Here is a 14,534-nt window from a genome sequence, read left to right on the forward strand (position 1 = left end):
CGGGCCTAGAACAGGTCGATGCCGGCCATGCCGGCCTGGAAGCGGGTGAGCTGGCCGGCCAGCATGGCGTAGAAGGCGCCGGGAAGCTCGGCGCTGACCGGCAGCACCCACACGTCGGTGGCGTCGGGGACGACGTGGCGCAGCTTGATCGCGTCCTTCTCGGTGACCAGCACCGGCAGGTCGTCGCCGAAATCGAGGTCGGCGGCAGTGAAGGCGTGGTGGTCGGGGAACGGATGCTCGATCGGTTCCAGGCCCGCCTCGCGAAGCGTGGCGAAGAAGCGGTCCGGGTGGCCGATGCCGGCGACGGCGTGCACGCGCTGGCCGGCGAACGCCGCCAGCTCGCGGGCGTGCGTGCCCTGCCCTTCGCGCCCTTCCTGCCCGGCCGTGGCGACGGCGTGCAGCGGCTGCAGCGGCAACGGGCGCAGCAGCATCGCCCACTTGCCCTCGGTGTCGGCTTCCCCGCCGTTCACCACGTGTGCGTCGCACTGCCGGCCCGCTCGAGTGGCTCGCGCAAGGGGCCGGCCGGCAGCATGCGGTCGTTGCCGTAGCGCGGCGGCCGTCGATCATCTCGATCTCCAGGTCGCGCGCCAGGCGGTAGTGCTGCAGGCCGTCGTCGCTGACGATGATGTCGGCACCGGCGGCCAGCGCGGCCTCGGCGGCAGCGACGCGGTCGCTGTCCACCACGACCACCGCGCCGGTGCGCGCGGCGATCAGGCAGGGTTCGTCACCCCCCTGGCGCGGCGTCGTGCCGGGGCCCACGCGCACCAGGCCACGCGAGCGCGGCCGTGGCCGCGACTGACCACGCCGGGGTTCCAGCCACGTTGCTGCAGCCATTCCACCAGCGCGATGGTCAGCGGTGTCTTGCCGGTGCCGCCCACGGTCAGGTTGCCGATGACGATGACCGGTGCCGAGACGCGGTGTGCCTTGAACCAGCGCCGGTGGAAGCCCAGGCGACGCACGCCCACGATCGCGGCGTAGACCTTCTCCAGCGCCGACAGGACCAGTCCCGGCGGGGTGTCGCCGTACCAGCGGCGTGCCAGCCAGTCCGGCAGCGCGCTCACGTGGCCGGCACCTCGCGGAACTGCATCTGGTGGAGGTGCGAATACAAGCCGGCCTGCGCCAGCAGCTCGGCGTGGGTGCCCGACTCCAGCAGCTTGCCGTCGTCGAGCACCAGCACCTGGTCGGCGTGCTCGACCGTGCTGAGGCGATGGGCGATGACCAGCGTGGTGCGGTCGGGTATGAGCTTCTCCAGCGCGGCCTGCACCAGGCGCTCGGACTCGGAGTCCAGCGCGGCGGTGGCCTCGTCGAGGATCAGGATCGGCGCGTCCTTGAGGAACGCCCGCGCGATCGCCAGGCGTTGGCGCTGGCCACCCGAGAGCAGCGCGCCGTTCTCGCCGATGCGCGTTTGCATGCCTTCGGGCAGGCGTTCGATGAACTCCAGCGCATTGGCCTGGCGCGCCGCCTCGCGGATTTCTTCGTCGCTGGCCTGGCCTTCGGCACCGAAGGCAATGTTGGCCGCGACGGTGTCGTCGAAGAGCATGACCTTCTGGCCCACCAGCGCGATCTGGCGGCGCAGGTCGGCCAGCTTGTAATCGCCCAGCGGGTGGCCGTCGAGCTCGATGAGGCCGCTGCTGGGTTCGTAGAAGCGCGGCAGCAGCTTCACCAGCGTGGACTTGCCGCTGCCCGAGCGCCCGACCAGCGCGGTGACGGTGCCCGGGCGGGCTTCGAAGCTGATGCCGTCCACCGCCGCGCGCTCGCCGTTCTGGTAGCGCACCACCACGTCGCGGAAGCGCACATGGCCCCGGGCGCGCGCCAGGGGTCGCTCGCCGGCGTCGTCCTCCTCCTCGCTGTCGAGGATCTGGAACAGGCGCTGCGCGGCGGCGATGCCCTTCTGGATCATCGCCTGCACGGTGGTGATGCGCTTGAGCGAGGGCAGCATGGCCATCATCGCGGTGATCAGCGCGACGAACTGGCCGGCGTCCATGCGTCCGGCCAGCGACTCGCGGCCGGCGGCGATCAGGATGACCGCCAGCGCGATGGCGGCCAGCAGCTGCACCGTGGACGATGCGGCGGCGCGGGTGACCTCGACCTTCAGGTGCAGGCGCAGGTTGTGGTTGGTGCGCTCGGCGTAGCGGGCGCTCTCGCTGGCCTGCCCGGCGTAGATCTTGAGGTCCTGGTGGGAAGCCAGCGCCTGTTCGGCCTCGGTGGCCATCTGCGCCACGCCGTCCTGGATGCCGCGGTTGATCTTGCGGTAGCGGCGCGAGACGTAAAGCGAGATGACCGCGATCAGCGGCGCCACAACGACCATCGTCATCGTCACGCGCACGCTGATGCTCAGCATCACCGCGAACAGGAACACCAGCGTCAGGCTGTCGGTGATGGTGATCTTGATCGCGTCGGAACTGGCCTGGGCAACCTGCTCGGTGTCGTAGTTCAGGCGGCTGACCATCGACGGCACCGACTCGCGGTCGAAGTAGTCGCTGGGAATGCGCAGGTACTTCGACATGACCTCCTGGCGCAGGTCGCGCACGACGCTGCGGCCGGCGCGCGACATGCCGACGTTCTTGACGAAGGTGGCGATGCCGCGCACGAGGAACAGGCCGACGATGGCCAGCGGCAGCATCAGCGACACTTCCTGGGCGACGAAGGTCTGGTTGACCATCGGCTCCATGAGCTTGGTGAAGCCGGCGGCCGCCGCCGCCTCGATGATCATGCCGACGCCGGAGATGGCCAGCAGCGCCTTGTAGCGGCCGGCGTAGCGCAGCAGCCGCCCGTAGGTGTGGCGGATGTCCCAGCCGTCCGGATCAGGCGTGCTCATGGCGCCTCCCCGGCCTGGGTGGCGATCGAGATGCGGGTGAAACCCAGTTGCCCCAGCGCGTCCATCGCCGTGACCACGGACTGGTGCTGGGCGCGCGCGTCGGCGCGCAGGGTGACCGGGCGCGTGCGGTCCTCGCCGGCCACCCGCGCGATCGCCGCACGCAGCGACTCCACGTCACGGCGCAGTACCTCCTGGTCGCCGACGAAGAAGCGGCCTTCGCCGTCCACCGCCACCACCAGCGTCTCGTCGGGTTCCAGCGCGGTGGCTGCGCTGGACTCGGGCAGGTTGAGCTCGATCGCGGCGCGCTCGTCGAAGGTGGTGGTGATGACGAAGAAGATGATCAGCGTGAACACGACGTCGATCAGCGAGGTCAGGCTGATCTCGGGTTCGTCGCGCAGCCGGCCGGTATCCAGGCGCATTGCGTCAAAGCTTCCCGCGCTTGATCGGGAGGCTCTGGTCGAGGGTGTCGATGAGCACCATCGCCTGCTTTTCCATGTCGATGACGTACTCGCTGACGCGGCCGCGGAAGTAGCGGTAGAACGCGAGCGCGGGGATCGCGACGACCAGCCCGGCCGCGGTGGACACCAGCGCCTCGCCGATGCCGCCGGCCAGGCGGCTGGCATCGCCCACGCCGTACTCCAGCACGCCCAGGAACATGCGAATCATGCCGGTGACGGTGCCCAGCAGGCCCAGCAGCGGCGCCACGCCGGCGATGGTGCCGAGCGTGTTGAGGAAACGCTCGAGCTGGTGGATGACGTGGCGGCCGGTGTCCTCGATGCGCTCCTTGATCTGTTCGCGCGGGCGGTGGCGTACGTCCAGCCCGGCTGCCAGCAGCTCGCCCAGCGGCGAGTTGCCGCGCAGCACGTCGATGTGGACCGGGTCGAGCTGCCGGTTCGCCGCCCAGGCCTGCACTTCCTGGCCCAGGCCGGGCGGGATGACGGCCTGCCGACGCAGGGTCCAGAAACGCTCGATGATGATGGCGATGGCGATGGCGGAGAGCGCCAGGATGGGCCACATGACCCAGCCGCCCGCAAACAGGAGTTCCAGCACAGGGTGTCCTCGTTGATGGGCCCGTGGGGGCAGGCCCGTTTCAAGCCGTTGGCTAGGATAGCGGCACTGGCGCTCTTGTGCCTGCCTGCGCGACAGCGCCGGCCGGCTGCAGGCGCCTAGACCAGGGCGTCGATGGCCTCGGAGGCATTGCCCGGGCGGGCGGCCCGTTGCTCGTCCAGCGCCGCCAGGCTGCTGGGGCGGCCCAGGAAGAAGCCCTGGAACTGGTCGCAGCCGATGCCACGCAGCAGGTCGAGCTGGGCGCGCGTCTCAACGCCCTCGGCCACGACCGGCAGGTTCAGCGAGGCCGCCAGCGAGACGATGGCGCGCACGATGTCGATGCTGCTGCGGTCGACCTCGAGGCCGGCGACGAAGCTGCGGTCGACCTTGAGCTTGTCGACCAGGAAGCGCCGCAGGTAGGCCAGGCTGGAATAGCCGGTGCCGAAGTCGTCGACCGAAAGCCGGAAGCCCAGCCCGCGCAGGCGCTGGATCTGCAGCTCCGATTCGCCGGTATCGTGCATCAGCACGGTTTCGGTGATCTCCAGCTCGATCGCATCGGTGGGGACGTCGGCGGCGACTGCGGCCGCGGAAAGCTGGTCGGCGAGGTGCACGTCGGAGAACTGCGCCGCGGAAATGTTGATCGACATGAACAGCTTCGAGCCATGGGTCCGGCGCAGGTGGGCCAGCGCGGCGGCCGCCTGGCCGAAGACCCATCGACCCAGTTCCAGGATCAGTCCGGTTTCCTCGGCCACCGGGATGAACTCCGCCGGAGACACTTCGCCCAGTTCGGCGTTGTGCCAGCGCAACAGGGCCTCGAACCCCTCCACCTCGCCACAGCCGGCCAGGATGGGCTGGAACACGAGCCTGAGTTCGTCGCGCGCGATTGCTCCGGCGAGTTCCTTCTGCAGGGTGATGCGCGTCTGGGCCAGGCGGCCCAGGCGGGGGTTGTAGAAGGTGATCTGCCGAGACCGGGTCCGCCGCGACTCGGAATAGGCCATGTCCGCGGCCCGCAGCAGCTCGTCGACGTGGCGGCCGTGCTGGCGCAGGCGTGCCACCCCAAGCGCCGAGACGATGTGCAGCTCGAGCCCGGCCGCCTCCAGGCGGGTGTCGACGATGCCGGCCAGGCCGTTGATGCGGTCGCCATCGACCTCCCCCTCCAGCTCCATGAGCACGGCGAACTGGTGCTGGCCCATGCGTGCCGCCAGGTGGCGGTGCCCGGCCAGCAGCGAGACCAGGCGTTCGGCGTAGGCGCGCAACAGCGCATCGGCGAACTCGAATCCGAAGACGTCGCGGAAGTCGTGGAAGCGACGCGGCGCCAGCCGTACCAGCACCGCGCTGCGATCCTCGGGGACGGACTCGATGAAGGTCTGCCCGCGCAGGCGCAGTCCGTGGTCGTTGAGCAGGCCGGTGAGTTCGTCGAACTCGGCCTGTGCGTAGCGGTCGGCGGCGGTGACCGAGCGCACGGCCAGCACCTCGCCGAGCGGGATGACCTCATGCCACATCCAGTGCCGGCCGCCATCAGGTGCGGTGATCTCGAACTCGGAGAACTGGGCCTCGCCGCTCTTCAGCGCGCGCTCGCCCTCCTCGAGGAAGGCCTCCAGGCGACCGGGGCTGACCAGTTCACCGACCCGGGTGCCGGGCGGCGTGTGGGCATCGAGCCCGAGGAAACCCAGTGCGGTCGGGTTGAGGTGTTCGACGACGAAGTCGACCAGCCGGCCTTCCGCGTCGTGCAGCGGACGGACCAGGTGCAATCCCACGCGCACGCACGGGGAAGCTTCGGGGGCTGTCACCAGCGAGTCGATGTCGGACATTTCCGGCCCATGGCCGGCCTCGGTAGGAACGACTGTGGAAGTGGACAACTCCGCAAGTATGCTGCGGACCGGGTGCGCGAATCCACGATGCGGTCACAGTTTGACCCAGCTTTCACTCGCGGGACGGGGCTTCGTGCCAGAAGCGTCGCCGCACCTCGCGCCGGCGCTCGACGGCGGGCGGCGCGCCGGGATCCACGCGCACCCGGACGTATCCATGATCTCCGGTGTCCGACAGCGGCACGTTCCTTTCGCGCAGGCGGACGAGCACGTCGGGATGGGGATGGTTGAACCGCGACGCGTGCGCGGACGCGTTGAGCGCCACGTGCGGGGCAACCGCATCCAGGAACCCGGGGCTGCTGGAGCCGCGGCTGCCGTGGTGGCCCAGCACCAGCACGTCGCTGCCGAGCCCGTCACCGTGCAGGCGCAGCAGGCGACGTTCGACGACATGGCCGATGTCGCCGGTGAGCAATGCGCTGCCGCCCTCGCCGCGGATGCGCAGCACGCAGCTGCCTTCGTTGCCGACATCGGGGAAGAATGGCGTGGGGTGGAGGAAGCTGAACTCGACGCCGTCCCAGTGCCATTGCACGCCGGCAAGACAGGCCCTGGAAGGACCTGGACACCCGGCGGCCGCGGCGCCGCGCGCCTGGAGAACGGCATCGTGCCGGCGCAGCGCGTGGTGCGCGGTTCCCTTTCCAGCCACGGCGCCTGGCCCCAAAGGGGGGTGCCGGGGAAGGCGCGCAGCACGCTGGGCATGCCGCCAACGTGGTCGTTGTCGCCGTGGCTGATGACCAGCGCATCCAGGCGATCCACGCCCAACGCGTGCAGCGTCGGCACGACGGCCGTGGCGCCCATGTCCATGCCGCCACCCGCGTTCGGCCCGGTGTCGTACAGCAACGCGTGCGCGTGCGTGCGCACCAGCAGGGAAAGGCCTTGGCCGACGTCGATGACGTGGATTTCGAACCCGCCCGGCGCGGGCGTGGGCAGGCGCGGCCACAGCAGCGGCAGGAACAGCGGCAGCGCCATCGCCCGTCCCGGCGTGCCGCGCGGCATGAGCAGCCAGGCGGCACCGCCCAGCGCCAGCAGCAGAGCGGGCAGCCCGGGCGCCGGCAGATGCCGCATCGCGCCTGGCCACTGCGCCAGCGCGCGCATGCCCCGGGCACCCTGCTCGACCAGCGTCGCCGCAGTCCACAGCAGCGCCTCTCCGCCGGCGCTCCAGGCCAGCGACAGCAGCGTGCCGAGCAAGGCCAGCGGCACGACGACCAGCGTGACCAGCGGGATGCCGAGCAGGTTCGCCAGCGGACCGACCACGGACGCCTGCCCGAAGAACCACACCGTGAGGGGCAGCAGGCCCACGCTGGCCACCCACTGCGTGCCCAGCAGTGCACCCAGGTAGCCCGGTGGCTTCGCCCCGCCCTGGCTGCCGCCCAAGCACCACAACAACCAGCCCACGCCGAGGAAGCTGAGCCAGAAGCCCGGCGAAAGCACCGCCAGCGGATCCACCAGCAGCACCGCCAGCAGCGCCAGCGCGAAACTGTTCGCAGCCACGACCGGGCGCCGCGCCAGCCGGGCCAGCAGCGCTGCGGCGATCATCAGCACCGCCCGCTGGGTCGGCAGCGAGAATCCGGCCGCGGCGGCGTAGACGATCGCGCAGGCCAGGGCGGTCCACGCCATGAGCATTGGCCGCGGCAGCCGCCGCGTCATCGCCGGCCACAGGCGCGACAAGGCACCGGCCAGCAAGGCGCCAAGCCCGGCAACGACGCCGACATGGAACCCGGAGATGGCCAGCAGGTGGGTCAGCCCGGTGGCGCGCAGCGCATCCCAGTCCTGTGGCTGCATCTGCCGCGTGTCGCCCAGCGACAGGCCCAGGACGAAGCGCATGCCGGGATGCGCGACGCGCTGGCCCAGCCGTTCGCTGGTGCGGCTGCGCCACGCATCCAGCCCGCCGCCATCGGACAGCAGCCGGGCCTGGTCGGGCTGGCGCACGTAGCCGGTGGCGGCGAGGCGCTGCTCGAGCGCGCGGCGTTCGCGGTCGAAGCCGCCCGGATTGAGCACGCCGCGCGGACGCCTGAGGCGCAACTGCATTTCCCAGACCTGGCCGGGGGCGAGTCCGGGCGCCGGCCCGTACCAGCCCAGGCTGACGCGCCGCCCTTCCAGTTCCGGCACCTGCGGTACCGACACCAGCACCGCATCGAAACCGGTGAAGCCACGGCCCGACCCGCTGGCTGCGACGGTCCCCTGCCGCACGAGGCCGGTGATGCGCAGTTCGACCTCCAGGTCGACCCCGACCACGTCCGCGTCGATCCGCTGCGCCAGCGCGTGGTGGCCGTGCAGTCCGGCCAGCCCCAGCCCCACCGTGAACGCACCGGCCAGGCGCAGCGCACGACGTCCCCGCCACCAGGCCGACGCGCCCGCCAGGCAGGCCACGGCGAACCCGCCCGCGGGCGGCAGTTCGGGAAAACCCATGAGTACGGTGATGCCGGCGAGCAGCGCCAGCGCGCTGGCCAGGCCGAGCGGTGGCAGGTGGCGGCGCGGGGCCGGCCGCTGCAGCATGTCGTGCGTCCGTGGATCGATCCAGTCCACGACGTTGCCGCGCCGACGCGCCTGCGCCTATCAACGGGCGCGGCGATCGCGGGTAGGAAAAGCCCTCGCCGCCCGGGTTCAACCGGGCCGACGCGAACCGCTCAGGCGGGCAGCGGCCGCAGGTTGCCGCCGGTCAGCTCCAGCGTGCGGTCCAGCCGCCGCGCCAGGCGCGGGTCGTGGGTGACCAGCACCAGGCTGGTGCGCTGCGCCCGGTTGAGCTCGAGCATCATCTCGAACACCTTGGCCGCGGTCTTCTCGTCGAGGTTGCCGGTGGGTTCGTCGCCCAGCACGCAGGCCGGGCGCGTCACCAGCGCGCGCGCGACGGCGGCACGCTGGCGTTCGCCGCCCGACAGCTCGCCGGGCTTGTGCTCCAGCCGCGCACCCAGGCCGACCCGCTCGAGCAGTTCGCGCGCCGGCACCACGGCCTGCTCCACCGGCATGCCGCCGATCAGCAGCGGCATCATCACGTTCTCCAGCGCGGTGAACTCCGGCAGCAGGTGGTGGAACTGGTAGATGAAGCCCAGCGCCTGGTTGCGCAGGTCGCCGCGGGCGGCGTCGGAGAGTTTCGACATGCGCTGGCCGGCCACGTAGACCTCGCCGGCGGTCGGCACGTCCAGGCCACCGAGCAGGTGCAGCATCGTGGACTTGCCGGCACCGGAGGCGCCGACGATGGCGACGGTCTCGCCGGGCGCCACGGCCAGGTCGAGCTGGTCGAACACCGGCGTGCGCAGCTTGCCTTCCTGGTAGACCTTGCCGAGTCCGACGCATTCCAGCACGGCGTCTTCGGGCGCGAGGGGGGCGGTGGTGTCGGTCATCGTGCTCACTCGTAGCGCAGCGCTTCGGCCGGGGCCGTGCGCGAGGCACGCCAGGCCGGGTACAGGGTGGCCAGCAGCGCCATGACCAGGCCGATGCCGGCGATCAGCGCCACTTCGTCCCAGTACAGGGCCGTGGGCAGGCCGGTGATGTAGTACACGTCCTTGGGCATCACCTCGATGCCGAAGGTGGATTCCACGGCGGTCACGATGAGGTCGAGGTTGAGCGTCAGCAGCACGCCGCCGACCACGCCTATCAACACGCCCAGCGTGCCGATGATGACGCCCTGGATCATGAAGACGCGCAGCACCGTGGCCGGCCGGATGCCGAGCGTGCGCAGGATGGCGATGTCGGCCTGCTTGTCGGTGACCAGCATGACCAGGGAACTGACCAGGTTGAACGCGGCCACCGCGACCACCAGCGCGACGACGATGAAGATCATGATCTTCTCGATCTTCATGGCCCGGAAGAAATTCGCGTGGTCGCGGCTCCAGTCGCTGATGCGGTAGATGCCGCCGAGCTGGTCGGCGAGGTCGCGCGAGACCTGGTTGGACTGGAACATGTCGTGCAGCTTCAGGCGCACTCCGGTGACGCCCTCGCCCATGCGCAGCAGCCGCTGGGCATCCTGCATGTGGATCAGGCCGATGCCGCGGTCGGCGTCCTGGTAGCCGGTTTCGAAGATGCCGACCACGTTGAAGCGGCGCACCTGCGGCAGCACGCCCACTGGCGTGGTGCGGAAGCTGGGCACGAACACGTTGACCGTCTCGCCGACGCTGACCTGCGCCCAGTTGGCGAGCTCGCGGCCGAGGATGATGTTGTACTCGCCCGGCTGCAGCAGCTCGATGTCGCCGACGACGATCTTCTCGGCGAACTCCGACACGCTGGGTTCGGCCTCGGGCAGCACGCCACGCAGCATCGCGCCTTCCTCGCGCCGGCCCTGGAGCAGCGCGGCGCGCTCGATGTAGGGGGCGGCACCGGCCACGCGCGGGTCGGCGCGGGCGATGTCGACCGCACGCGGCCACTCCTCCATCGGGCTGCCCGCGGCACTCACCGTGGCATGCGCGACCATGCCCAGCAGTCGGCCGCGCACTTCCTCGCCAAAGCCGTTCATGACCGAGATGACGGTGATCAGCGCGGCCACGCCCAGCGAGATGCCGGCGATCGAGACGAAGGAAATGAAGGAGATGAAGCGGGTACGGCGCTTGGCCCGGGTGTAGCGCAGGCCGATGGCGAGGGAAAGTGGTTTGAACATGGGGCCTTATCCTGCCACCAAGGGCAGTGCCGAAGGGGAAACGATGCCCGGGCGCTTCAGCAGCCGGAGGGTCCTGCGTACATCGGGGGTCAGCGTCGGCGGGCACCAGGTGAGCACCCTGCGCCGGGAATCGCACTGCAACACCATGACCGCGACAGGGCCGCGAAGGTTCACGCGAAGCAGGCGTGCCGGGCGTCCGTCGAGCGTGGGCGCGAGCCCTTCGTCGGTGGCGGTGAACACCACGACGGCTGCCGGGCGCTGCGATTCGCGCCAGGCCAGCCACAGCCCCTGGCCGAGCAGCAGCAGCGCCAGCGGCCAGGCGGCGGGTCGTGGCATGGCGCTGGCGAGCAGCGACAGCGCGGCCAGGAAACCCAGCAGCGCCAGCGCCGCGACCATCAGGGGCGCCGGCCGCCAGTCAATGCGGCAGTTCAAGAATGCGTTCGACGAGGGCATGGAGGTCCTTCTCCTGGGGTGTCTCGCGGCCCATGAACCAGCGCCACAGGCGGTCGTCCTCGACCTCGAGCAGGCGCTCGAAGGTGGCCCGCTCCTCGACCCCGGCCTGGCGCCAGCGCTGGTCGAGGTAGCGGAGCATCAGCTGGTCGAGTTCGCGCATGCCGCGGCGGCAGCGCCAGCGCAGGCGCCGCAGCTCGGCTTCGTCGTCGGCTGGCATGCCCATGCCGCGCCAGCGCTCAGGCGGCGCGACGCTGGAGCATCAGCTGCTTGATCTCCGCGATCGCCTTGGCCGGGTTGAGTCCCTTCGGGCAGGTGCGCGTGCAGTTCATGATGGTGTGGCAGCGGTAGAGCTTGAACGGGTCTTCCAGGTCGTCCAGGCGCGCACCGGTGTCCTCGTCGCGGCTGTCGACGATCCAGCGGTAGGCCTGCAGCAGCACGGCCGGGCCGAGGTAGCGCTCGCCGTTCCACCAGTAGCTCGGACAGCTGGTCGAACAGCACGCGCACAGGATGCACTCGTAGAGGCCGTCGAGCTTCTTGCGGTCGGCCGGCGTCTGCAGGCGCTCGCGCGTGGGCGCGGTGGACTGGGTGCGCAGCCACGGCTTGATCGAGGCGTACTGGGCATAGAAGTGCGTGAGGTCGGGCACCAGGTCCTTGATGACCGGCATGTGCGGCAGCGGGTAGACCGGCACTTCCTTCTTGCCGCAGTCGTCGATGGCCTTGGTGCAGGCCAGCGTGTTGGTGCCGTCGATGTTCATCGCGCACGAACCGCAGATGCCCTCGCGGCAGGAGCGGCGGAAGGCCAGCGTCGGGTCGATCTCGTTCTTGATCTTGATCAGCGCGTCCAGGACCATCGGCCCGCAGCTGGCCAGGTCGACCTCGTAGGTGTCCACGCGCGGGTTCGCCGCGTCGTCGGGGTTCCAGCGGTAGATCTTGAAGGTGCGCACGTCCTTGCCGCCCTTGGCCGGGAAGTGCTTGCCCTTGGTGATCGTGGAGTTCCTGGGAAGGGTGAACTCAGCCATTTCGTGTTCTCGCGTGGGTGCCGGTCAGGGCGCGCGGTGCGCGCCCACGGGTGCCGCAGTGCAAATCAGTAGGTGCGCGCCTTGGGCGGCACCACCTCGACTTCGTCGGTGAGCGTGTACATGTGCACCGGGCGGTAGTCGAGCGTGGTCTTGCCCTTCTCGTCGACCCAGCACAGCGTGTGCTTGTGCCAGTTGTCGTCGTCGCGCTCGGAGTAGTCCTCGTGGGCATGGGCGCCGCGCGATTCCTTGCGGTTCTCGGCCGACACCATCGTCGCCACCGCCTGGCCCAGCAGGTTCTGCAGCTCCAGCGTCTCGATGAGGTCGGAGTTCCACACCATCGAGCGGTCGGACACCTTCACGTCGGCGAAGCTGGCGTGCACGTCGGCGATCTTCTTCACGCCCTCGGCCAGCACCTCGGAAGTACGGAAGACCGCGGCATGGTCCTGCATCGTGCGCTGCATGGTGTTGCGGATTTCCGCCGTGGACGTGTTGCCCTTGGCGTTGCGCAGCGTGTCAAGGTTGTCGAGCGACTTGTCGCAGGCCGAGGCCGGCAGCGCCTTGTGCGTGGCGCCGGGCTTGATCGTCTCGGCGCAGCGGTTGGCGACGGCGCGGCCGAACACGACCAGGTCGAGCAGCGAGTTCGAGCCCAGGCGGTTGGCACCGTGCACCGACACGCAGGCGGCTTCGCCGATGGCGTACAGGCCGGGCACAACGGAGTCGGGGTTGCCGTCCTTCAGCGTGACCACCTCGCCGTGGTAGTTCGTCTGCAGTCCGCCCATGTTGTAGTGCACGGTCGGCAGCACCGGGATCGGCTCCTTGGACACATCGACGCCGGCGAAGATCTTCGCGGTCTCGGCGATGCCGGGCAGGCGCTCGTTGATGACCTCCGGGCCGAGGTGCTGCAGGTTGAGGTGGATGTGGTCGCCGTGCTCGCCGACGCCACGGCCCTCGCGGATCTCGATGGTCATCGAGCGGCTGACGACGTCGCGCGAGGCGAGGTCCTTGGCGTTGGGCGCGTAGCGCTCCATGAAGCGCTCGCCCTTGGAGTTGGTCAGGTAGCCGCCCTCGCCGCGCACGCCCTCGGTGATCAGGCAGCCGGCGCCGTAGATGCCGGTGGGATGGAACTGCACGAACTCCATGTCCTGCAAGGGCAGGCCGGCACGCAGCGCCATGCCGCCGCCGTCGCCGGTGCAGGTGTGGGCCGAGGTGGCGGAGAAGTAGGCGCGGCCGTAACCACCGGTGGCCAGCACGGTGCCGTGGGCGCGGAACAGGTGCAGTTCGCCCGAGGCCATGTCCAGCGCCAGCACGCCGCGGCAGGCGCCCTCCTCGTCCATGATCAGGTCGAGCGCGAAGTACTCGATGAAGAACTCGGCCTGGTGCGCAGCGACTGCTGGTAGAGCGTGTGCAGGATGGCGTGGCCGGTGCGGTCGGCCGCGGCGCAGGTGCGCTGCGCGGTGCCCTTGCCGTAATGCGTGGTCATGCCGCCGAAGGGACGCTGGTAGATCTTGCCGTCCTCGGTGCGCGAGAACGGCACGCCCTGGTGCTCGAGCTCGATGATGGCCGGGATGGCCTCGCGGCACATGTACTCGATGGCGTCCTGGTCGCCCAGCCAGTCCGAGCCCTTGATGGTGTCGTAGAAGTGGAAGCGCCAGTCGTCCTCGCCCATGTTGCCCAGCGCGGCGGAGATGCCGCCTTGCGCGGCGACCGTGTGGGAGCGGGTCGGGAAGACCTTCGACAGGCAGGCCGTCTTCAGGCCCTTCTGCGCCAGGCCGAAGGTGGCGCGCAGGCCGGCGCCGCCGGCGCCGACGACGACCATGTCGTACTGGTGTTCGTGGATCTTGTAGGCAGACATTCTTGTTTCCTTGGGCTCAGCCGGCGCTCAGCGCGATGCGGACGATGGCGAGGATCGCGGCGACAGCGGCGACGAGGGTGGCGAAACGCACCAGCAGCTGCAGGGTCACTTCCAGGAACGGGGTGTGCACGTAGTCCTCGATAACCACCTGCAGGCCGAGCTTGGCGTGGTAGAAGTTCGCGCCGACCAGCAGCAGCAGCAGCGTGGCGTTGAGCGGCGAGGCCACGGCCTCGTACACGGCGGCGTGGTCGGCCAGCGGCAGGCGAAGCAGGAAGACGATGAACCACGGCACCAGGAAGGCGAGCGCGATCGCGCTCACGCGCTGCATCCACCAGTGGTGGACGCCCTCCTTCGCCGAGCCGAGGCCGCGGGCGCGGGCAAGCGGGTTGCGCAGGCTCATGCCACACCTCCCAGGGCCACGACCCAGATGGCGATGGTCAGCAGCAGCGACACGGCCAGCACCGCGTACCCGCTGCGGTAGGCGGCGTCGATCTCCAGGCCCTTTCCGGCATCCCACAACAGGTGCCGGATGCCGTTGCACAGGTGGTACATCAGCGTGGCGGTGATGGCGAACAACACCACCTGGCCCAGCAGCGAGCCGGCGAAACCGGTGAACGTGGCATACGCCTCCGGACCGGCAGCCAGGGCCACGAGCCACCACACCAACGCGAACGCTGCGACCGAGAGCACGACACCGGTGATGCGGTGCGCGATCGACATCGTGCTGGTGAGCTGCGGCTTGTAGACCTGCAGGTGCGGTGAGAGGGGACGTTGTACTGCGGGGCGTTCAGGCGTCGCCATGGGCATTCCAAAGGCTTGATCGGGTGATCTGGCAGAAGTTTCCCGGGTCGGCGTGCCGCTCGCGTCAACGCCGGACGGCCGGGGCGTG

Annotated in this window: 12 protein-coding genes and 3 pseudogenes; all 15 read right to left on the minus strand. The window is 70.0% G+C overall.

From position 1 onward, the window contains the following. Positions 1 to 5 precede the first annotated feature (5 nt). Positions 6 to 482: pseudogene (locus tag FU658_RS15840) on the minus strand (tetraacyldisaccharide 4'-kinase); the annotation flags it as partial. Positions 483 to 600: 118 nt separating this feature from the next. After that, positions 601 to 1,061, minus strand: a pseudogene (gene lpxK, locus FU658_RS15845) (tetraacyldisaccharide 4'-kinase); the annotation flags it as partial. After that, positions 1,058 to 2,818, minus strand: coding sequence for a lipid A export permease/ATP-binding protein MsbA (gene msbA, locus FU658_RS00330; protein WP_147890290.1), 1,761 nt, complete (start codon positions 2,816 to 2,818; stop codon positions 1,058 to 1,060). The pseudogene lpxK and the gene msbA, both read right to left, overlap by 4 nt. Further along, positions 2,815 to 3,237 (minus strand): ExbD/TolR family protein, encoded by a 423-nt coding sequence (locus FU658_RS00335; protein ID WP_147890291.1) that lies wholly within the window; start codon positions 3,235 to 3,237, stop codon positions 2,815 to 2,817. Before FU658_RS00335 ends, msbA begins: the two co-directional genes overlap by 4 nt. Before the next feature lie 4 nt (positions 3,238 to 3,241). Then, a complete protein-coding gene (locus FU658_RS00340; RefSeq protein ID WP_187265833.1) occupies positions 3,242 to 3,868 on the minus strand; it encodes a MotA/TolQ/ExbB proton channel family protein in 627 nt (208 codons plus the stop codon). 116 nt (positions 3,869 to 3,984) lie between these two features. Continuing rightward, positions 3,985 to 5,676 (minus strand): putative bifunctional diguanylate cyclase/phosphodiesterase, encoded by a 1,692-nt coding sequence (locus FU658_RS00345; RefSeq protein WP_147890292.1) that lies wholly within the window; start codon positions 5,674 to 5,676, stop codon positions 3,985 to 3,987. A gap of 93 nt (positions 5,677 to 5,769) precedes the next feature. Beyond that, entirely contained in the window at positions 5,770 to 8,226 is a 2,457-nt protein-coding gene (locus FU658_RS00350) for a DNA internalization-related competence protein ComEC/Rec2 (protein WP_147890293.1), read from the minus strand. Positions 8,227 to 8,357: 131 nt separating this feature from the next. Further along, positions 8,358 to 9,071 (minus strand): lipoprotein-releasing ABC transporter ATP-binding protein LolD, encoded by a 714-nt coding sequence (gene lolD / locus FU658_RS00355; RefSeq protein ID WP_147890294.1) that lies wholly within the window; start codon positions 9,069 to 9,071, stop codon positions 8,358 to 8,360. 5 nt (positions 9,072 to 9,076) lie between these two features. Then, positions 9,077 to 10,321 (minus strand): lipoprotein-releasing ABC transporter permease subunit, encoded by a 1,245-nt coding sequence (locus FU658_RS00360; RefSeq protein ID WP_147890295.1) that lies wholly within the window; start codon positions 10,319 to 10,321, stop codon positions 9,077 to 9,079. Positions 10,322 to 10,327: 6 nt separating this feature from the next. Beyond that, entirely contained in the window at positions 10,328 to 10,753 is a 426-nt protein-coding gene (locus FU658_RS00365) for a hypothetical protein (RefSeq protein WP_187265834.1), read from the minus strand. Further along, the gene (locus FU658_RS00370) at positions 10,737 to 10,991 is read right to left on the minus strand and encodes an FAD assembly factor SdhE (protein ID WP_187265874.1); all 255 of its coding nucleotides are present in this window, start codon (positions 10,989 to 10,991) and stop codon (positions 10,737 to 10,739) included. The genes FU658_RS00365 and FU658_RS00370 overlap by 17 nt, the downstream gene beginning before the upstream one ends. A 19-nt stretch (positions 10,992 to 11,010) precedes the next feature. Next, entirely contained in the window at positions 11,011 to 11,793 is a 783-nt protein-coding gene (locus FU658_RS00375) for a succinate dehydrogenase iron-sulfur subunit (protein ID WP_147890298.1), read from the minus strand. 65 nt (positions 11,794 to 11,858) lie between these two features. Further along, a pseudogene (gene sdhA / locus FU658_RS00380) lies at positions 11,859 to 13,645 on the minus strand (succinate dehydrogenase flavoprotein subunit). A gap of 16 nt (positions 13,646 to 13,661) precedes the next feature. Continuing rightward, the gene (gene sdhD, locus FU658_RS00385) at positions 13,662 to 14,045 is read right to left on the minus strand and encodes a succinate dehydrogenase, hydrophobic membrane anchor protein (RefSeq protein ID WP_147890299.1); all 384 of its coding nucleotides are present in this window, start codon (positions 14,043 to 14,045) and stop codon (positions 13,662 to 13,664) included. Beyond that, positions 14,042 to 14,446, minus strand: coding sequence for a succinate dehydrogenase, cytochrome b556 subunit (gene sdhC / locus FU658_RS00390; protein WP_147890300.1), 405 nt, complete (start codon positions 14,444 to 14,446; stop codon positions 14,042 to 14,044). The genes sdhD and sdhC overlap by 4 nt, the downstream gene beginning before the upstream one ends. Positions 14,447 to 14,534: the final 88 nt, after the last annotated feature.

Origin of the sequence: Alkalisalibacterium limincola (genome assembly GCF_008017755.1) — a bacterium.
In the GTDB taxonomy this organism is placed as follows: Bacteria; Pseudomonadota; Gammaproteobacteria; order Xanthomonadales; family Xanthomonadaceae; genus Alkalisalibacterium; species Alkalisalibacterium limincola.